Annotated in this window: 24 protein-coding genes; 14 read left to right on the top strand and 10 right to left on the bottom strand. The window is 63.0% G+C overall.

Translation table 11 applies throughout. The features are described from left to right. Positions 1-203 precede the first annotated feature (203 nt). On the top strand, positions 204-1,655 hold the full coding sequence (locus HWX55_RS20345; protein WP_175977046.1) for a DUF746 domain-containing protein: 1,452 nt from the start codon (positions 204-206) through the stop codon (positions 1,653-1,655). An 83-nt stretch (positions 1,656-1,738) separates the two neighbouring features. On the opposite strand, the gene HWX55_RS20340 is transcribed toward HWX55_RS20345, so the two are convergent. The 6 genes from HWX55_RS20340 to HWX55_RS20315 form a co-directional block, all read right to left on the bottom strand. Then, positions 1,739-2,083, bottom strand: a complete 345-nt coding sequence (locus HWX55_RS20340) for a hypothetical protein (protein WP_175977045.1) — start codon at positions 2,081-2,083, stop codon at positions 1,739-1,741. Between the two features lie 50 nt (positions 2,084-2,133). Further along, positions 2,134-5,283 (bottom strand): error-prone DNA polymerase, encoded by a 3,150-nt coding sequence (locus tag HWX55_RS20335; RefSeq protein WP_175977044.1) that lies wholly within the window; start codon positions 5,281-5,283, stop codon positions 2,134-2,136. 6 nt (positions 5,284-5,289) lie between these two features. Continuing rightward, positions 5,290-6,768 carry a DNA polymerase Y family protein gene (locus HWX55_RS20330; protein ID WP_175977043.1) on the bottom strand — a complete coding sequence of 493 codons (1,479 nt, stop codon included), beginning with the start codon at positions 6,766-6,768 and terminating at the stop codon, positions 5,290-5,292. Then, positions 6,689-7,405: a translesion DNA synthesis-associated protein ImuA gene (gene imuA, locus HWX55_RS20325; protein WP_175977042.1), complete on the bottom strand. Its 717-nt coding sequence runs from the start codon at positions 7,403-7,405 to the stop codon at positions 6,689-6,691. Before imuA ends, HWX55_RS20330 begins: the two co-directional genes overlap by 80 nt. 74 nt (positions 7,406-7,479) lie before the next feature. Continuing rightward, positions 7,480-8,391, bottom strand: coding sequence for an SOS response-associated peptidase family protein (locus HWX55_RS20320; protein WP_175977041.1), 912 nt, complete (start codon positions 8,389-8,391; stop codon positions 7,480-7,482). Positions 8,392-8,517: 126 nt separating this feature from the next. Beyond that, positions 8,518-8,844 (bottom strand): H-NS histone family protein, encoded by a 327-nt coding sequence (locus HWX55_RS20315; protein ID WP_175977074.1) that lies wholly within the window; start codon positions 8,842-8,844, stop codon positions 8,518-8,520. Between the two features lie 287 nt (positions 8,845-9,131). Between HWX55_RS20315 and HWX55_RS20310 the strand changes: the two genes are divergently transcribed. Next, complete coding sequence (locus HWX55_RS20310; protein ID WP_175977040.1) at positions 9,132-9,467, top strand: hypothetical protein; 336 nt, start codon at positions 9,132-9,134, stop codon at positions 9,465-9,467. 592 nt (positions 9,468-10,059) lie between these two features. Here HWX55_RS20310 and HWX55_RS20300 read toward each other — a convergent pair. Beyond that, on the bottom strand, positions 10,060-10,278 hold the full coding sequence (locus HWX55_RS20300) for a hypothetical protein (protein ID WP_175977038.1): 219 nt from the start codon (positions 10,276-10,278) through the stop codon (positions 10,060-10,062). A gap of 77 nt (positions 10,279-10,355) precedes the next feature. Here HWX55_RS20300 and HWX55_RS20295 point away from each other — a divergent pair, with 77 nt between their 5' ends. From HWX55_RS20295 to ligD, 12 genes are all read left to right on the top strand, one after another. Further along, positions 10,356-10,616, top strand: coding sequence for a hypothetical protein (locus HWX55_RS20295; protein ID WP_175977037.1), 261 nt, complete (start codon positions 10,356-10,358; stop codon positions 10,614-10,616). Positions 10,617-10,674: 58 nt separating this feature from the next. Further along, on the top strand, positions 10,675-11,151 hold the full coding sequence (locus HWX55_RS20290; protein ID WP_175977036.1) for a hypothetical protein: 477 nt from the start codon (positions 10,675-10,677) through the stop codon (positions 11,149-11,151). 30 nt (positions 11,152-11,181) lie between these two features. Continuing rightward, on the top strand, positions 11,182-11,565 hold the full coding sequence (locus HWX55_RS20285; protein ID WP_175977035.1) for a hypothetical protein: 384 nt from the start codon (positions 11,182-11,184) through the stop codon (positions 11,563-11,565). Positions 11,566-11,634: 69 nt separating this feature from the next. Then, complete coding sequence (locus HWX55_RS20280; protein ID WP_175977034.1) at positions 11,635-11,964, top strand: hypothetical protein; 330 nt, start codon at positions 11,635-11,637, stop codon at positions 11,962-11,964. After that, positions 11,942-12,208 (top strand): hypothetical protein, encoded by a 267-nt coding sequence (locus tag HWX55_RS36155; protein ID WP_244140613.1) that lies wholly within the window; start codon positions 11,942-11,944, stop codon positions 12,206-12,208. Before HWX55_RS20280 ends, HWX55_RS36155 begins: the two co-directional genes overlap by 23 nt. A gap of 18 nt (positions 12,209-12,226) precedes the next feature. Next, on the top strand, positions 12,227-12,505 hold the full coding sequence (locus tag HWX55_RS20270; protein WP_175977033.1) for a hypothetical protein: 279 nt from the start codon (positions 12,227-12,229) through the stop codon (positions 12,503-12,505). Between the two features lie 90 nt (positions 12,506-12,595). Beyond that, positions 12,596-12,838 (top strand): hypothetical protein, encoded by a 243-nt coding sequence (locus HWX55_RS20265; protein ID WP_175977032.1) that lies wholly within the window; start codon positions 12,596-12,598, stop codon positions 12,836-12,838. Continuing rightward, positions 12,822-13,109 (top strand): hypothetical protein, encoded by a 288-nt coding sequence (locus tag HWX55_RS20260; RefSeq protein WP_244140612.1) that lies wholly within the window; start codon positions 12,822-12,824, stop codon positions 13,107-13,109. The genes HWX55_RS20265 and HWX55_RS20260 overlap by 17 nt, the downstream gene beginning before the upstream one ends. A 16-nt stretch (positions 13,110-13,125) precedes the next feature. Beyond that, positions 13,126-13,338 (top strand): hypothetical protein, encoded by a 213-nt coding sequence (locus HWX55_RS20255; protein WP_175977031.1) that lies wholly within the window; start codon positions 13,126-13,128, stop codon positions 13,336-13,338. 16 nt (positions 13,339-13,354) lie between these two features. Then, positions 13,355-13,642 (top strand): hypothetical protein, encoded by a 288-nt coding sequence (locus HWX55_RS20250; protein ID WP_175977030.1) that lies wholly within the window; start codon positions 13,355-13,357, stop codon positions 13,640-13,642. Positions 13,643-13,663: 21 nt separating this feature from the next. After that, positions 13,664-14,134 carry a hypothetical protein gene (locus HWX55_RS20245; RefSeq protein ID WP_175977029.1) on the top strand — a complete coding sequence of 157 codons (471 nt, stop codon included), beginning with the start codon at positions 13,664-13,666 and terminating at the stop codon, positions 14,132-14,134. Between the two features lie 630 nt (positions 14,135-14,764). Further along, positions 14,765-15,745, top strand: coding sequence for a non-homologous end-joining DNA ligase (gene ligD / locus HWX55_RS20240; RefSeq protein ID WP_244140611.1), 981 nt, complete (start codon positions 14,765-14,767; stop codon positions 15,743-15,745). 175 nt (positions 15,746-15,920) lie between these two features. Here ligD and HWX55_RS20235 read toward each other — a convergent pair whose 3' ends face one another. The 3 genes from HWX55_RS20235 to HWX55_RS20225 are packed head-to-tail and all read right to left on the bottom strand — an operon-like array spanning position 15,921 to position 19,157. Beyond that, the gene (locus HWX55_RS20235; RefSeq protein WP_175977027.1) at positions 15,921-16,148 is read right to left on the bottom strand and encodes a hypothetical protein; all 228 of its coding nucleotides are present in this window, start codon (positions 16,146-16,148) and stop codon (positions 15,921-15,923) included. Positions 16,149-16,185: 37 nt separating this feature from the next. After that, positions 16,186-18,327, bottom strand: coding sequence for a methylmalonyl-CoA mutase (scpA, locus tag HWX55_RS20230; RefSeq protein WP_175977026.1), 2,142 nt, complete (start codon positions 18,325-18,327; stop codon positions 16,186-16,188). Further along, on the bottom strand, positions 18,324-19,157 hold the full coding sequence (locus HWX55_RS20225; protein WP_175977025.1) for a Pnap_2097 family protein: 834 nt from the start codon (positions 19,155-19,157) through the stop codon (positions 18,324-18,326). The genes scpA and HWX55_RS20225 overlap by 4 nt, the downstream gene beginning before the upstream one ends. Positions 19,158-19,159: the final 2 nt, after the last annotated feature.

Raw genomic sequence — 19,159 nt, 5'->3', positions numbered from 1 at the left:
GGATTCGCTAGGGCGGTCACTTCGCCTTCGCAATACTGCCAATGTTGCGACGTCGGTATACTTGCCTACGACTGCCGCTCGCGATCTATCGGTCGGTATCTCAACGGGGTGTCCCCAAGTAACTCTTTTTCCGCCCCCGGTCGACCATCGAAAGTGTCGCACTCCCGGACCACTTGCCGTGGGCGAAAGGCGCAATCATCGGCGTGAAGACAAACCTCTCTCGACAGCCTCAAATCGACGAGCACATGGGCAACGGGCGTCCGGAGCTTGAGTTCGATGTCACTCAACCTCGTACTGCCAGAAGCCGTCGCGCATTCACCGACGAGGACGATCGGACGCTGACGGCTTTCGTCATGTCGTTATGGGAGGAGCTGTTCTCGACCGACACGCAGCCTGTACCATCGTGTCCTCATTGCCTGAGCGCTCAGACGAGCTTGCATTTGCGTTCCAACGGGCAAATGCGCCTGCCGCAATTCAAGTGTTTCGCGTGCAAACGGCGATTCACCCGTCGCACGGGGTCGCCGATGGCCGGGTTGCGACACGAGAGCAAGATGCCGGACTTTATCCGGTTGCTTTCGCAGACAATTCCTCTCGAGGAGGCCTCCCGCCGACTCGGCCTGGATTACGAGGCCATTGCATTATGGCTGATGCGCTTTCGGCAGTTGATCGAACTGCATGATCCGGATAACTATTGGGCGGCGCGCGTAACCCTAGGTTTGCAATACAAAGCGGAGGGCATCTGTCCTCGCTGCAGCTATACCGGCCCGCTATTAAGCGGCGGGTTCGCAAGCGGGCACCGCCGCCGAGCCAAGTGCCCGCAATGTTCTAAAACATGGCCTTTGGGAGACCATGAAACGGGCACGAGGGTCAAAGTGAGTATCGTCCGCGACCCGGCAATGTCGGTTATCGAACGGCGCCGTCGGGAAGGGCTGGCGACGCCAGCTCTTACGGCGGCCGACGGTGGCATGTTGAGCACACCCCCAAGCTCTCCTGTGGCCAACGTGTCCTTGCCCGAAGTTCCAAGGCCGCTGTTCCACAGATTCGATTTCGCACAACCGCTTCGTTCGAACAGTCCTCTACCGCGGCACTACGTCGAAGATACCGAGCTAACGACGTATCTTAGAGCAGCGATCGCACGATCGTTGTCGGAAGAGGTTGATCCAGTTCCGCCGTGCCCGCATTGCGCGTCCGGCAGCACGTGGTTCGATTCTCGACAACGCGACTTGCCGCGGCTGCCGGTGTATCACTGCGGCACTTGCGAACGAACGTTCACACGGGTCACGCGTACTGCATTGGCTAACAGCTTACGCAGGGAAATGCTTGACGCATTCCTGCCCTGGCTTTCGCAACAGCGGCCTATGGCACATGCGGCGAAAGCGTTCGACGCTACTCCCGAAACGATCAAGGGAATCGTCAAGCGGTTTAGGGTTTGGCTACTCCGTCTGGATCCGTCCGGCGAGTACGAGCAGCGGGTCAAGCTGGGCCTCAAGACACCGTGGCCGGTCCTACCCTGCGCGAAGTGTGGCCAGGAGGCGCCAGCCAAGCCACATGGCTTTGCACGGAGAAAATCGGTTGAGCCTGGCCAGTTGCGATTGTTCCGCTGCAGCGCATGCGAAGGGTTTTTCACGCTGCTTGTGGGCGACGTGTCCACCTGAGTTCGCGACGCCGCCAGAGCTGATCACTCTCTTGGGCTCTTGGTGCTGACATTCGTCCGGCACATGGACGAGCCCTGGTCGATCTAGATGTATCTGACTTGATCGGGGTATTCTGCTGCAGCCCAGTCTACCGCGATCGCGCGTAATTTCTCGCGCACAATGCTGTAGCCAAAACTGACTTTCACTATCACAAAGTAGTCCTCTCCATTCCACTTCGGAATGGTGTTTTCGTGGTGCAAATTGACGTCGAAGTCGACAAGCGCTTGCACTCGACCTGCAAGGATTCGTCCGCCGGTCCTCAAATGAGTGAACACGACGATTTCGTCGTTGCTCAGATCAGAAGCAACTTGTGTGTCCGAAGGCGTCGAATTGTAGAAATTTACCAGCGCCACGGTGTGCCCCTTACACGTTTGTCGATTGACCATCATAACGTGCGGCCTCGGAGGCGGGCACCAACCATCGTGCGCCGCCGGCCATATCAGCAAAATTCCCGAGACGTCGTCGGCAGTGCGCCGAGCAACTCGGTCCGGTCGACGAGCTTGCTCGCGATCAGGTGCCGCACCTGACCTTCGGCCTGCCACACGCCGTAGACCGCGAGCAACGCCGCGCCGAGCGCCTCCTTCCGGAACTTCTCCAACAGACCGGGCCAGAGGATCACGTTCACCGTGCCCGTCTCGTCCTCGAGCGTCATGAACAGCACGCCGTTCGCCGTGGCCGGCCGCTGCCGTACCGTGACAACTCCGCACGCGCGCGCGAGCTGGCCGCTACGCAGCGTTGCGAGCTGCTCGGCTGACTGCAGGCGATCGAGCGCGAGGCGATCGCGCAGCAGCGCCAGTGGATGCCGGCCAAGCGTGAAGCCCATCGCGCGATAGTCCGTCACGATCTCGTGGCCCTCCGACGCTTGAGGCAACGCCGGCACCGCGTCGTCGCGTTCGGTGCCGCGCAGCAGGTCGCGATCAGGCACGGCAGCGGCAGCGAGCCAAAGCGCCGCGCGTCGGGTGCCGCCGGCGAACGATCGAAGTGCGTTTGCGCGCGCGAGCACCTGCAGGTCGTGGCGATCCAGCTGCGCGCGGCGCGCGAGGTCCGCGACGTCGACGAATGGTCGCGCTGCGCGTGCGAGCTCGATGCGACCGGCGACGTCCTCGCGCATGCCGCGCAACAGCGAGAAGCCGAGGCGCACGGGCGCCGACGTCGTTGGCCCTTCGATCGCTGATTCCCATGTGCTCACGTTGACGTCGACGGGCAGTACCTCAACGCCGCGACGCCGCGCGTCCTGCAGCAGCTGCGACGGCGTGTAAAAGCCCATGGGCTGGCTGTTGAGCAGGGCGGCCAGAAACACGGCCGGTTCGTGTCGACGCAGCCATGCGCTCGAGTAGACGAGCAGCGCGAAGCTCGCCGCGTGGCTCTCCGGGAAGCCATACTCGCCGAAGCCCTTGATTTGCGCGAAGATCGACTCGGCGAACTCGCGATCGTAGCCGCGCTCCAGCATGCCGCTCACGAGACGTTCGTGGTACGGCTCGAGCCCGCCCTTGCGCTTCCATGCCGCCATCGCACGGCGCAGCTGGTCGGCTTCGCCGGCGGAGAAGCCGGCCGCCAGCATCGCGACCTGCATCACCTGCTCCTGGAAGATCGGCACGCCGAGCGTGCGCGCCAGTGCCTTCTTCATGCCTTCCGACGGAAACGTGACGGGCTCAAGCCCTTGGCGCCGGCGGAGAAACGGATGCACCATCCCGCCTTGCACCGGGCCCGGCCGCACGATCGCGACTTCGATCACCAGGTCGTAGAAGCACTGCGGCCGCAGGCGCGGTAGCATCGACATCTGCGCGCGCGATTCAACCTGGAACACGCCCATGCTGTCGCCGTCGCACAGCATGTCGTACGTCGCCTTGTCCTCGGCCGGGATGTCCTGCAGTTCGAAAGTCTCGCCTCGTTTTTCGGAAATCATCTCGAGCGCCTTGCGCACCATTGACAACATTCCCAGGGCTAAGCAATCGACCTTCATGATGCCGAGGGCCTCGATATCGTCCTTGTCCCACTGGATGATCGAGCGATCCTCCATCACTGCGTTCTCAACTGGCACGAGCCGCGTGAGCTTGCCTCGGCTGATCACGAAGCCGCCTGAATGCTGCGATAGGTGCCGCGGATAGCCGAGCAGCTGCGCGGCGAATCCGGCCCACTGCTGGTTCAGCGGCGCTTCGGGATCTAGGCCGGCTTCGGCAAAGCGCTGCAGCAGATCATCGCGCGAATCGAACCACCGATGCTGTTTCGAAACGCGCTCGACGATCGCAAGATCCACGCCGAGCGCCTTGCCGGCCTCCCGCAAAGCGCTCCGCGGCCGGTACGTCGTGACGGCGGCCGTCAGCGCTGCGCGATCGCGGCCGTACTTGCGGTAAATGTACTGCATGACCTCTTCGCGACGCTGATGCTCGAAATCGACGTCGATGTCTGGCGGCTCGTTGCGCTCCTTGCTGATGAATCGTTCGAACAGCATCGATTGCCGCGACGGGTCGACCTCGGTCACACCGAGGCAGTAGCAAACGGACGAATTCGCAGCCGAGCCGCGTCCCTGGCACAAGATGCCTTGCTCACGCGCGAACTGCACGATGTCGTAGACGGTCAGGAAATACGCCTCGTACTTCAGGTCGGCGATCAGCTGCAGCTCGTGCTCGATCTGCGCCTGGACGTCGACCGGGATGCCGGCAGGGAAGCGCCGCCGCGCGCCGATGTAGGTCTGCTCGCGCAGGTACGTTGCCGGGTCGGTGCCGGCCGGTACCAGTTCGTCGGGATACTCGTACTTCAGGTCGTCGAGCGAGAACGTGCAGCGCCGCGCGACACGCACGGTTTCCTCGAGCGCGCCGGCGGGGTAGAGGTTGGCCAGGCGCAGGCGCGATCGCAGGTGACGCTCCGCGTTCGGCGCGAGTTCGTACCCGCACTCTGTTACCGGTCGGCCGACGCGAATTCCCGTCAGCACGTCCTGCAGCGGCTTGCGCGACCGGACGTGCATCAGCGGCCAGCTGGTGGCCACCACCGGCACGCCGTGGCGTGCGGCGACGCGTTCAACGACACCGCGGTGGATATCGTCCATCGCACGCGCATGCAACGTGAGCGCGACCCATGCGCGATCGCCGAACACGCGCGCGAACCATTCGACCTGCGCGTCGAGGCGCTGCTCGTTGGCCGGGAAGTCCGGCGACAGGATCGCGATGCAGTCGGGCAGGCTCCGGAGGTGGGTGTACGGCGTTTCCGGGTGCTCGAGATCGAGCGGTGCCAGCCGGTACGTGCCTTTCTTGCTGCGCATGCGACCAAGCGAAATGAATTCGCAGAGATTGCCGTAACCATCGCGATTCATCGCCAGCGCGGTGAATGCGAGCGCGGGCGAGCCGTCGGCGGCCGTCAGCCGGAAGTGCGAGCCGATAATCAGCGGCATGTTCGCCGCCTTCGCTTCAACGTGCGCACGCACGACGCCGGCGAGCGAGCACTCGTCGGTGATCGCGATCGCGCTGTAGCCGAGCTGCGCCGCGCGAGCGACGTATTCCTCCGCGCGCGATGCACCGTGCAGGAACGAGAAATCGGAAGCGACCTGCAGTTCCGCGTAGGCGGGCAGGGCGCCGAAACTGCCGGCGTCCATGACGGATCAGCCGAACAGGCCGTGCAGGAAAAAGCGGGATTCGCTTTCGTCACTGGCCGTCGGCCGCTCCTTGTAGATCCAGTAGCACACGCCGTGGTCGTCCTCGGCAACGAAGTAGTCGCGCGTCACGGTCTGCCCGTCCTGCCAGCCGCCTTCGATGCGCTCGCCGGGCGACACCATGCGCAGCGGCGTGCCGTAGAACGGGCGATGCTGGCGCGTGAGCAGCGGCACCGGCTTGGCAAGCAGCCATGCCGGGCGTGGCAGATCCGCCGGCAGCGGCGCCGGCTTCGGCGCGTCGCGCATCGGCACCCATCGGGCGGCCGGCTCCGGACGGTAGTCGGCCATGGGAGCCGGGACGAGCACGTTCTCGGCGCCGAGCCGCGCGGTCAGCAGTTCGAGCAGCCGCGCGTGATCCTGCGGCGTGCCGCCGGGTTCCGGGAACAGCGAGTCGCTCGGCGCGGCCGCTTCCTGCACGCTGCGGGCGACCAGGCGCACCGCAATCACGGGCCCAGCGAGCTCGACGTGGCCGAGCCGCTCCTTGATCAGTCGCGTCAGGTGTTCCTCGAAGCGGGTAGGGGCGCCCAATGCGATCTCGATCTCGGTCGGCGCGATCGCGTCCCGCCCGCGCTCGTGCTCGAGCAGCAGCGCGAACGCGGCGACGTCCAGTTGCTTCGCGGTGAGCCAGCCGGTCAGCTGCAGGATCAGCCGGCGCGCGACGAACAGCAGCGCCTCGGCGTGTTCGACGCGATCCATCAGTTCAACACGCGTGTCGAACGACGGCGGCATTTCGAGCCAGTCGTAGGCGGCCGGCGCGGTGCCAGCGACATGATCGAGCCAGTCGAGCAGCTGCGTGCCGCAGCGCTTTTTCAGTCCGGCGCGTGGCAAGCGCTGCAGATCGGCCAGCGTTTCGCAGCCGAGATCCTCAAACCAGTTCGCGTAGCGCCGCGCGTCCGGCGCCACGACGAGCGGCGCGCGCGCGAGCGCGCGGCGCAGCGATCGGGCGGACAGCGCAAGGCCGCCGCGCAGGCCGCGGGCAACGACCCACGCGGCCGGGCCCGACGACGCGACGGATATCGCCGCGGTGACGCCGAACGACGCGACGACGTCGCGCACGCGCTGGCGCAGCGCGCGGATGCCGTGGAAGAGGCGCAGGCTCGCCGTCACGTCGAGCAACACCACGGCTTCGTCGGCGTCGACGACGTTTGGCGTAAATTGAAGGAGCGCATATGCAACCCCGAGCACGAGCTCGCGCTCGCGCGCGGCGTCGCGCTCGCGGATCTGCGCGTCCGGCGCGAGGGACAGCACGCCACCGCGGCGCATGCCGGCGACCACGCCGAGCGCACGCGCGGCGCGATCGAGCGCCACGACGCGGCCGCCCTCGAGCACGACGAGTCCGCGCGCATCGTCAGGCGACGGCGCCGGCGATCGCGGCCGGAACACTTCTAGGGTCAGATGGCATAAATGCACGCCGAGAAAGACTGCCATGGCGGTTCAACAAAATCGGCGAGGGGGACAGGGGAACGAACAGCGGCGTGTCGCGCGCCGGTCCGCGGCGCTTCACAAACGTGACGTCGATGCCGTCACGCTTGGGCGCCAGCGCGAGCCGCAAGGGTGCCGGCGACGCGTCGCGCGCGGCGGCGACAGGCCGGAAGAGATAGAAAAGGGCCTGCCCGCTCTGCGCAGCCAGGTTGAGCCGCCGCAATGCGTCCGCGCGGACATGCGACTGCCAGAGCAGCACGGCGGCGCACGTGCCGGCCCGCAGCGCCTGTTCGGCGGCCCACAGCGCGTCGGCCGTGCGCGGCGCCGGCAGTGTCACGAAGCCTGACGGGTCGATGCCCCAATACGCGAGCGCCAACGGTTGCAGCGCATGCGGTGGCTGGATCAGCATGACCGGCTTGCCGGCCGCGCGCGCGAGCACTGGCGCCAGCAGCCGCAGTTCGCCGATTCCAGGCTGCGGCGCGAGCAGTTCGATCAGCGCGCCGGCCGGCCAGCCGCCGCCGGGCAGTTCGGCTGTCAGGTCCGGATGGCCCGTGTCGACGCCGCGCACGCTCGAGCGAGCCAGTTGGCTGGCTCGCCAAAGGGCTGGATGTATGGCTTCAGGGTGGACGAGAGCGGGGTGCATGGGGTCGGTTACACAAAATACCTGTATGTTTATACAGTATATGCCAGAGATAACCGTCCCTCCAACCCCCGGGTTTACGCAGCGAGTTGGTGCTCGTAGTACGGCCGCTCGCGGTCGGCGAGGATCTCGCGCAGCTGCGCGCGCCGGCTTGGATCCGGCGCGAGCCAAGCGTCGACATTCGTGGATTTAATGGGGACGATACACCTGTCGTGGCCAGCTGCCGCCACTTCCAGCGGTGGGTCGTCGGTGATCGCCGCGAAGGACCACAAATCGTCCGCGCCAGGGATCTCGGTGCGGGTCCACAGGCAGGCGACCTGCATGTGTTGCGGAGGCGTTGGGTCGAAGCGAAGCACGACATTCTGGCCGTCGCGCTTCACGTTTTCGAAAAAAGCGTCGACGAGCACGAGCCCATGCGTGAAGCCGAAGACCTTGCGCCAGGCCGTGGCGAGCGAATCCGAGCGCGCGTTATAAGTTGCCGGCTTCTGTTTTTCGTCCGCTTCGGTCCAGCCCGGTATCCGGCATCGATACCGCATCGGCACGACCAGGCGTTTGCCGTCGAGTTCGATCAGGACGGGCGCATACCAGCCGGGGAAGATCCGCGAATCCCGCTCCTGCAGGTCCTGACGGCGAAGATCGTCGAGCCCGCGCGCTGCCGCATCGATCTTGTTCGTGGCGATCCGGACGTCCTCGCTGGCCTTCTTCGTGATCTTCACGGCAAGCTTCTTCTCTGCCGCGGCAAGCCGCGCTCGTTGCTCGAACAGATCGGTCTCCAGCTTCCGCGTCCACTGGCTCCGATACGCGGCGATCGCGGCAGTGATCTCTTCGTCGACACCAGCGAACGCGGCGTCGACCGCTTTCGGGAGCTTGATATCGGCCCCGGCTGCTCGCGCGAAGAAGATGCGCCTGAATGTTTCGATGTCCATGTCGGCGCCATAGCGCCGCACGTACTCCCGGTAGTTGGCTTGGATCTTTGCGGAATAGCACATTGCCGTGTCCCCTAAGCAACCGTTCAGGGACAGGGTACCGCAAGATTTGAGCGTGGGCCTACCACTGTCGCGACGTTCGGCCGAGCGCCGGACATTCTCCCTCACGATCGTCGCGGGGGCGAGCCATCAGGCCTCCTCTCCGGGCCACCACGGTTTCGCCGCGCGCTCGATCAGGTAGTCGTCGAGATTCTTGCCTTCCAGCCATTTCGGTCGCGGCCCGAATCCAGACCATTGCTTACCCGAAGAGGGGTCGTAGTACTTCGCTTGCGCCCGCGGTTTGCGGGATTTCCGGAAACCTGCCGCGCGCAGAAGTTCATCTTCGGTGATGCCGTAGAGCGCCACGCGTTCCTGGACATCCGCCAAATACGCCTGCTTCTCGTCCTTCTTCAGATCCGCGAGCCGAATGTTCAATTCACGGAGTTGGGCCTGTAGGTCTTGTAGTTCATTGATCACGATCATCGCCGGGTTATTGCAATACAGCGGAATGGTAACGGATGATCGGTTCGTTGCCCGATTTTTCCCACTGGTCTCTCAAGTTTGAATCACAATTGCCGATATAGGATCTGATGTGCACACCAGCTCCGTGGTCTCGCCAAGGCCCCGGCGACTACTACAAGCTGCCAGCCTCTCGCAACCCTCGAAAGAGGGCTCATTTCATACAGCTTTTGGAAAAACGGGCGCACACGAATGGACTACCATCGCGTTGTTCCAATCCGATTCCAGTTACGGAGAAACTGAGAATGTCAAACACGACCACGATGAGCAAGAGAATTTTTGAGACCATGGATGGCGTTCGGGTCGGAGGCGTGACGCGCTTGATCGCACTCTCACTTCCGATTTCGACATTCGTAGTGATGTTCTCGATCGGCTCTATGTTTGGGCACCCGATGCCGAAGAACGGTGTCGCGGCCTTTCTGACGCTTACTGTTGCCTACCTGGCCGCGACGGCGTTCACCGTAACCGCCTGGAACGAAAACGGCCCATTGCGAGAAGGCGATCGGCTCGTCTTGATCGCGGCCGCAACCGTCAGCGTAGCGTTGGGACTTCTTGCCGCTTCATACTTCTGGGTCATGTAACCGGTGGACGGGATAGCGACAGGAAAACTCAGTCGAATATGCTCCTTCAGCGTAGGAGCCATAGTCACAATTTTGCTTATCTACGCAAGCGCGACTGCAGCTTATCTCTATCCTGCGTATCGCGACCCTGCGCTCATGATAGTGGCGTCAGCTTGGCTTTCCGTTCCGGTATCGACGGTCATCCACGAGCTCGGGCATCTGCTGATGGGGATCGCCTTCGGCATGCCCGTTTCGGAGCTTAGACTTGGTGGCGGAAAGCGCTTGGCCCTTCAGTTCGGCCCGAATTTCCGGCTCCTGCTTGGTTCGTTGCCATTCACCGGTCACGTCGAATTCAAATGGCTGCCAATATCCCGGCCACGGCGCATCGCGGTGTACGCTGCAGGGGTAGGAGCAACGTTTCTGGCAGCGGCGGTAGTTTGCGTCTTTCCACTCCAGGGACAGACGGCCTCGCAAGCAGGGGTCCTGCTTGTCGTCGTTTTGTCTGGGCTCGAGAACCTCGCAGGACGCCATCCGCAAAGTGATCGATGGTCAGACGGAGAGGCTATTCGGGGCCTGTGGGCATACAAAAAATGCTCAGCGAGTACGATTAGCGTCACACGACGCCCCTAGCAACCCGATGAATCGTTGCGATCTTACCTTCGGCCGTCACATGTTTCGACACATCGACAAGTTCCTCGAAGAATTTTCGCCATGGTCGTACCTTGCCTTTCTGATGGCGTCCATCGGCTGCATTCTTCTCGCGAGAACCGGCGTCATCTCGTGGCCGGCAGGCATGGCGCTCAACATCGCTCTGTTTGGGCTCGCTATTCACGGCATTCTCATGGGTCGAAATCGGCCCTAGCGCTCGAAACCGAACGCGAACGATAGGGACAATCGGGGAGAGAACGAATGAAGACGATTCGATGGATCTTGGCGACGTATTTGCCAATGCCTTCAGTATTGGCGGAGGCGATTGAGGACGGTAGGGTGCGTACCTCCGTCAATGAGGAACGGCGCACCGCATACTTCATCGGGCCCGGGGTCGCAGACAAGGCCTCAATTCGCCGAGCAATTGCTCAAAGAAAGATGTGGGAAGTCGTAGCAGTGTGCGCTTTCGGTACCGTAATCGGAACCGCGGCGGCAGGTATCGTCGAATTTGTTTCGATGTGATCGACACACTGCACGCAGATAACACAGCGTGTCCGCTGAGCGCGACGTCGAGGAAGATATGAACCAGATATTTGAAATTAGTGCGGTTATCGTAGCAGTCGCCGTGGTCCACTGGCTCGTGCGTGGCGATGCACCTCGTCAGTGGAGACTGGAAAGGAAGGTAAGGCAATCGAACCATGCACGCGAACGTAAGCTCAAAGAATGGATGGTTCAACAGCGGATGGATTTCCATGGTCAAATGGGCTTTTCAATTCACGGCTTAGTAGTCCGCGAGTTTAATTACTTGCTCCGTCATGTGACCGATGGAAAATTGGAACGATTCGACGATCTTGCGAGGATTCACGAGTCCTACCCGTTGATCATCGCCGGGATAACAAAGGAAATGCAGCACCCGATTGAGGCGGAACGGAATCTCGCTGACCTTGAGACCGCCCAGGCGAACCTGAGGAACCTTCGACAGATCGTTGAAGTAATCTCCCGCTACGTCGAGAAGTGCTACGACCTCAACCTCAGAGACGCGCTCATCACTGATTAGAACCTTAGAGAACACGTCTAGGAAAACACGATGAGCGAGATCCTCACTGAAGCTGAGAAGGCCGCTAGTCATGCGAGCGCAGCACCGAGAGCCGTAGCGTTTGAACGTGCGCCGGAACATGATCGACGCATCAGCCGAGGTGACGGATTCGCCGGTGACGCGTGGCGCAATTGCGAAACCGGTGTGCTGCGTCATGTCTCGGTCGGTCACGACCCAAACAAAAAAGATATGTTTGAAATTTGGCTGGTCGAAGCGGATGGCAGGCGCGAGTTGGTACGCGATGACGTAGCGGACCGAGGATTGGCCCGCGCTCTGGTCAGTGAAGGTAACAACGGCGCCGCTATTCGAGGCGAGCGGCACCGCTACATCGCCGTTCCCGATCCGGACGCGATCGACGCAGCAAGTCGACGTTAAGAACGGAAAACGCCATGAACGAAATCAGGTTCACTTACGCGGAATTGACTCGGCACGCGGAGCTTCAAGTTGAAGCGTTCATGGCGCAGGCCCCGGGGCAGCCAAAATCGGCACGATCGCGAGGCGTTCGAGAATCAGGCCAAAGGCGTGATGTTGGCGTGGGCCTCATTGGTCTACAAACCGGTTGTCGCTCAAGGCGACACGGCACGCGCGGTCCACAACGACGACTACGCACGAATGCTTGATAGCGTGGGCCTGTCCGAGGTGGCGGCAGATATGCGCACTTCGGGCATTCGGTGGGCCTGGGAGCAAGCGCTCGACGTGATCGACCGCGTGCAATCAAGCGGACTTAAGCAAATTGCTCGAAAAAATCATCATGTACAACGAACAGACGTTTGAAGGTGGAGTTCTGGCGCGGACAGTTGCCGGCGGGATCGTCCAGCATCCGGTAGTGATAACGCTCGATGGCGTTGCCACGGAATTGACGCTCGCTGACGCGGTGAAGCTGCGCGATGGACTCGTAGCAGCCATCGCTGCCACGGAAGCCGCTGAGAGCGCTGTTCTCGCATGCAACGGGCATCACGTCACAATCGGCAAGACGATGTACGGCATGTCGCCGGTGCCGTCGAAGCTGCCCGCATAACCCTCGAAGAACGACGTCATGACTCTGGTTACGATGGCTATTTCGATTGCGACGCTACTTACGCTACTGACCGCAGTGAGCGTTGCGCTAATTAATCGATGGTATGGAGAGCATTTTTCCGCTGCTATCGAGTGTAGCAAGGTCCTCGGAATGAATGGAGACGAGCATGGTCATTATTCCTTCACGGCTTCGCGCTCGAACACATTGATCGGCCGCACCGTGGGTCGAGCCTACATTGCATTCGCCAAGGCTCGTTATGAACGCTTGATGCGCATGCATCGGCCGGCCGCGAGCTGACGGCCAAGGGCGTCTTGCGGGTATGCGAGGGACGGTTGGTTCGGAAGGATTTGAGTTTGCGATCCTCGCACTTGGGAATAGGAAAACATAGTGCATCTGATACAGCGAAACAAACAGTGGATCGAACAGGCCGACGCCGCGATCCGAAAGATCAATCCGAGTGCCGCCGAAGTCGTAGAGGCAACGCGTGGTTTCGCGGTGCTGGGGCGCGAAGGCGTGCTTACCGCGCGCCTCTCCGATGGAACCCAGTGGCGGATCGACGGCCAGGACGTGCGACAGCTTACCGCCGACGAAATCGATGCTCGAGCGCTGCTCCATGAAGCGTATCAGTGAGACGACGGAAAACACAATGCAAATCACTCTTGACACTGCTAAGGCGGTCTACCGCAAGGCAATCGATCCGCGCGTAAGTGATGGTGAAGGTGTGGCATGGTGGGATGAGGTTGCTGACCAGGTTCGCGACGTGATCGCTGCGCGCTCGTTGGCCGACGCTGCCGCAGTGATCGAGTGGTGGCATCACGACTGGACGGAGGTATCGGACACGTCGCGCGATGCCGCCCGCCGGATTCGAGAGGCGGCCCGAGCGCTGCGTCCGAACGCATAGGAAATCGGAATGCACCATGCGAATCACCAACGTTCTTGATCGGCAGTCGGATGAGATCCTGGCCAGGGCTGTACGAGAAATCAGCGACTGGCGCTGCACCGGACGCCTCGTCGACGATGGAGCGCTACGCGCGATCACGGCCGAGTGCGCAGAATTCGATCTCCGCAAAGTCGAATCCGAACTGTTGCTGTTCGTTGGCCAGCGCTGGGCGCGAGCAACGACGGCATAAAGAAGGGAAGGAAAGCATGAGCGCTTCGAGAGAAAACATGCTGCGAGCTTTGAAAGAACGCGACGCGGCACGCAAAGCGTATCGCGCCGGCAATGTCGATCAAGATGCTCGGCTCGCAGCGGCAGAGGCTGGCTACGACGAGGCCGAAAGACAGAACCGCGAAATACAACGCGAAAAGATTGTCGCCGGCGTCGTGTTCGCATTCACATGTGGCGCACTGGGTCTCGCGATGCACCTCCCGCCCTGGGGAGTCGTCGCGCTTTTTCTCGGTGGCGTCGGTGCCGTGAAGCTGCTTACTCTTTGAATCGGAAAACAGGAAAATCAGGTGGACCACGTAACTCTTACACCAGCGATGGTGGCGGACCTCGTTAGCGACTGTCTGGGAACAACGAAGGTACTTGCGATCGTCGGTGCGTCTCGAACAGGCAAGACGATATCGCTGAAGCAATGGGCGGAAGCATGCTGCGCGCAAAGGACCGCTAGGGTGGCCTACGTGGACAGCCACACTCTCCTGGTCAAGGACAAGGTTGAAGTCGCCTTCGAGGGGCAAACGCGAGATGCAGCGGTCGGCCACTATCCTATGTTCGATCTCAACGGTGCCGACATCGTGGTTGTTGATGAGCCGCTACAGAACCGTGAGCTTGTGGGGCGGTTATTCGCGCATGTCGACCCGAGCGGAGGCGCTTTCATGCACCGGCTGTTGGTGTTGCCACTTCAGACTGGGAAGGCCATCGAACGCTTTGCTATTCCGCGCTCGGCAGTCCGTGTGTACTCGGTCGCCGGTTTGCCTCTGTAACAACGGAAAACAAGAACAATGAGAGCCGCCGCATACATCGTTGCGCTACTTGCGGTGATTGGATATGGTTGCAGCCAGCATCAAGCGTCCGACGATGCAAAAGAATCGCAGCTGTCGGCCGCTCGCGCTGCGAATGAACAGATTCAGATGGCGATCGCAGAGAGCAAATGCGGCGACTCAGGAAAGCAGCAAGGCCTGTGTGCCCACCTAAAGCAAGCGCAAGCAGACATTGACAACACGATATATCGCATAAACGGCGGTCACGAATAATCGAAGCGAAGCGCATCAAGGCCGCGATCGTCGAGGGTCTCGCATAGGAGCATGGGCCGTATTCGGCGCGCTCGTTGCGGTATACGCGATTCACTCTTCCTCCGTTCTCGGTAGTCCTGCATGTCGGTTGAAGCCTCTGGAACTTCACGATCGAGCGTCTATCCGAAACGATGCCCTCTGGCAGACTTGCGAGCCACAAAACTCCTTCGGACTCCCGGCTCACCTCACTATAGGCCGCACCAGGCACATACTTTGCGGGCCTTTGCGTGCTTTTCGCGACTTGCGAGGGAGGCAGCCATGGGCAGGTGGACGAAGTCGAGCGAACCGGGCCGTCGCCGACCCAGTGTACAAACGAGCGATATGCCGACATTCATCGAGCCGGCGCTCGCCGTCCTGGCATCCGGTCCGCCATTGGTTGGCACATGGGCATACGAAATCAAATACGACGGATACCGCATGCTCGCGCGGATCGACGCCGGCGACGTACGGATCTTCACCCGGAACGGCCACGATTGGACGACCCGGTTCCCGCACCTGCAGTCTTTCCTGCAGCGGCTGCCGGTCGAGCGTGCCTGGCTGGATGCCGAGGCCGTCTGGTTCGATGCGGAAGGGCGCCCAAGCTTCAATCGCCTGCAGAACGCGTTCGATCGGCGGCGGACAGCCGGCATCTCACTGGTGGTATTTGACCTGATGTGGCTTGGTGACATCGATCTACGGCCGCAGCCGTGGCGCGAACGCCGAGCGGCGCTCAGCGCGGTTATCGGCGACATACTCGGCTCGGAGGTCCGGTTCTCGGAAGCGATCGACGCGGCGCCCGATGCCATGCTGGCATCGGCATGCGAGCTCGGGCTGGAGGGGATCATCGGCAAGCAGGTCGACGCGCCGTATCGCCCCGGTCGTTCGGACCGTTGGATCAAGCTCAAATGCACCCAGCGTCAGGAGTTCGTAATTGGCGGCTTCTCGCGTCGCAAGGGCGCGGCCGCGGGTGTGCGGGCGGTGTTGCTCGGGGTGTACGAGGAGGACGGCCAACTGCGTTACGTCGGAGACGTCGCGCCGCGCTTGACGCCCCGCCAGGCACGGGAGTTCGAGGAACGCCTGGCGGCCTTGGTGCGCAAGCGGCCGCCGTTTGCGACCGCGCCCGAACCCGAAGCCGATCGCGAGTTCCACTGGCTGAAGCCGGAGCTCGTCGCCGAAGTGGCGTTTCTTGAATGGACGCAGGGCGGCCGGCTCCGGCACCCGTCGTTTCAAGGCCTGCGTGCCGACAAGCCTGCGCGGGCCGTGACGCAAGAGACACCGGACGCGCCGGCCGCGGCAGGCCAGCCAAAACGACGATCGACGTAGTGAGAACAGCGCCGATTGCCGGCGAGAGTGCTCGTCCTCCTGAGGCAACAGGCTGCCGAAACACGAACTACGACATTTCAATTTTTCTATTGCACCGAAAATTTCGCTAGATACAATTATGTCAAATACGATATTTCGGTCCGAATTCGCACCATCCCAACATAACTATTATCGTTTATTTAGGGTCGGAGGAAATATTTCGGCTTCGCACCGACCGCGCAGGGTTGCGGCGCGGCACATCCGGCATGTCCGGCGCGACCCTCGTCGCGTTCTCGCGGATGGCGAGCGGCTCGTCGAAGCGGAAATCAATCTGCTGTTCGTGCTCGATGCCGGCCAAGGCGTGCGTGTGGCAGACGACGTCGCCGTGATCGCATGACGCGACGCCAACCATCCGTTCGTTCAATGCGACCTCTGTCGCACGAACGGCCGCCCGACCCGCATCAGCTCGCGCCGTCCGCCGGGCGTGCACACCGAGCCTGCTCGATACATGCGCACAGCGCTTGTGCGATCGCGTGGAGCGGTGTGCCGGGCCCGAAAGTTGCCGCGACGCCCTTCGCCTTCAGATGCCGCGCATCCGCGGCGGGAAAGATGCCGCCCAACACCACCGGAATCCCGGCGCGAAGCAATGCCAGTTCGTCGAACAGCCCTTCGACGAGCTCGCGGTGGGCGCCCGACAACGACGAAACGCCCACGATATCGGCGCCATGCGCCTGCGCGGCTGCCGCCACGGCGGCCGGTTGCTGAAAAAGCGGCAGGCGTAGGACGTCGAATCCGGCATCCTCGAGCGCGGCTGCGACCACCGCCGCACCGCGGTCGTGTCCGTCCTGGCCGAGCTTGGCGATCACGATGCGCGGCCGGCGTCCCGCACGTTGCGCCAGCCGGCCGACGCGGCCCTTCGCCGCCCGCCATGCGGCGTCGCCTCCGCGATGGTCGCCGTAAGCACCCTCGCCATTCGCTTCCACCGCCGCGGCATGTCGCGGCCATACCGATTCCAGCGCGTGCGTACACTCCCCGACGGTCGCACGTGCCCGCATGCAGTCGATCGCCAATGCGAGCAGGTTTCCGCCGCCGTCGCGCGCCGCGTCGGCCAGCCGCCGCAACGCCGCGTCCACCCGCGCCGGGTCGCGCGCGGCCTTGACGGCTGCGATTCGCCGCGCCTGCCCCGCACGAACATGACGACCGTCCATCTCGCGCACCGTGAATTCACCCGTCGGATCGCTCGCGACGAAACGGTTCACGCCGACCACGGTCCGGCGCCCGGAATCGACCTGCGCCTGCGTCTTGGCCGCGGCATGCAGCAAGCGCCGCTTGACCCAACCGGACTCGATCGCGGCGATCACGCCGCCCTGCGCGTCGATGGCTGCCAGCTCGGCGCGCACGCGGGTCGCGATGCCGTCCGTCAGCGATTCCATCATGTACGAACCGGCCCACGGATCGACCGTGTCGCACAGTCCCGTTTCATGCTGCAGAATCAGCTGCGTGTTGCGCGCGAGGCGCGCCGCCGCCGCGGAGGGCAGCGCAAGCGCTTCGTCGTACGCATTCGTGTGCAGCGACTGCGTGCCGCCGAACGCCGCGGCCATCGCCTGCGCCGTCACGCGAACGATGTTGTTTTCCGGCTCCTGTGCGGTCAACGACCAGCCCGATGTCTGGCAATGCATGCGCAGCGCGCACGCCCGGGGCGAGCGCGCGCCGCACGCGTGTGCGATCTCCGCCCACAGCAGACGCGCCGCACGCAGCTTGGCGATTTCCGTATAGAAATCGCTGCCCACGCCGAAGAAAAAGCTCAACCGAGAGCAGGCTTCATCCGCAGGCATCCCGCGTGCGGCCAGCGTGTCGACGTACGCCCGCGCATTCGACAGCGTCAGCGCGAGTTCGAGCACGGCATCGGCGCCGGCTTCCTGGAAATGATATCCCGACACCGACAGCGCATTGAAGCGCCGCGCATGCTCGGCCAGCCACAACGCGACGTCGGCGACGATCCGCATCGACGGCGCCGGCCCGAAGATCCACGTATTGCGGACCATGTATTCCTTCAGGATGTCGTTCTGAATCGTCCCGCCGATCCGCTCGGGCGGCACGCCCTGCTCCTCGGCGGCCACGACGAACGCCGCCATGATCGGCAGGACCGCGCCGTTCATCGTCATCGACACGGTCGTGGCGTCGAGCGCAATGCCGTCGAACAGCCGCACCATGTCCTCGACCGTATCGATCGCGACGCCGGCCACGCCGACGTCGGCCCGCGCGTCGGCGCAATCCGAGTCGTAGCCGCGCTGTGTCGCCAGGTCGAATGCCACGGACAGCCCCTGCGCGCCCTGCTCGAGCGCGGTGCGAAACGCGAGATTGGAATCCGCCGCGTCCGCATGCCCCGTGTATTGGCGAATCGTCCATGGGCGATCGGTATACATCGACGCGTATGGGCCGCGCACATAGGGCCACGCGCCGGGCATGCCGCCGAGATGCGCGACGGCTTCGAGATCGCGCTGCGTGTAAAGTTTGCGCAGCGGCACCGTGCGCGCGCGTCGATCGTTCGGCGCGACGCGCTCCTCGTCGGTGTCCGGCGCCATGATTGCCGCTTCGTTCATGCCCGGCTCCAGTGCTTTTGCGTGATGACATCGGCAATCTTCGTCCCGTCGCTGTCGCGCAGGATTTCGCTCCAGTGCAGCAGGCCGCCCGCATCGGGTCCGGCACGCACGAAACGCACGGTCAACGCATCGCCGATGTCGAGATTTCCATGAAAGTACAGTTGACGTGCCGCCAGCACCGGTGCGTGCGCGAAGCGGTAATGCTGCCATTCCGCGCGGTCGACGAAGGCCTGGAAGCTGGCGAAGTACAGCAGGTCCGCGCCGTTGAAATCCGTGTTCGGGCACGGCAGGAACGACACGCTTGCGCCGTCGCCCTCCGCGAGGCCGGCGAGCGCCGGCACGATCGACGCATCCCGCCTCCGCAACTGCTTCGCGCGTTCCGCCATCGACAGCACATCGGCCGGGACCGGCCCGGTGCGGCCGTCGACGCCGGTCATTCGCGCCTTCATCACCGAGCGGTTGCTGCCGGCGTGTTCGCGCGTCACGAACGTCGACATCATCCGCACGACGCCTGCTTCGTGGTCGCCGTGCCGGATCCGCTGTTCGCTGAAGTGACGAATCGGGCCGACCCGGTGAAGCGCGACATGCAGCGCGAACGTGTCGTTCTCGCGAATCGCGTGACGGTGGTTAATGTCGACGTGCACCGCGACGAACGACGCATAGGCACGCCGCCCGTCGTCGTCGAAGAACTCGGGCGCGTCGCGACCGCTATGCGCGGCCAGCGCGTCCCAGTGGCGCTGGCCGCACTCCTTGAGCAGCCAGTTTTCCGCGAGCCCCGTGTGCGCGAGCTGCGGCATGCCGGCGCGATAGCGATGGATGGCGGTATGCATCG

The sequence above is a fragment of the Burkholderia sp. BCC1047 genome (assembly GCF_902833155.1).
GTDB classification, from domain to species: Bacteria; Pseudomonadota; Gammaproteobacteria; order Burkholderiales; family Burkholderiaceae; genus Burkholderia; species Burkholderia sola.
The sequence above is the reverse complement of the archived record's forward strand: the minus strand, read 5'-3'. Positions and strand labels throughout refer to the sequence as shown.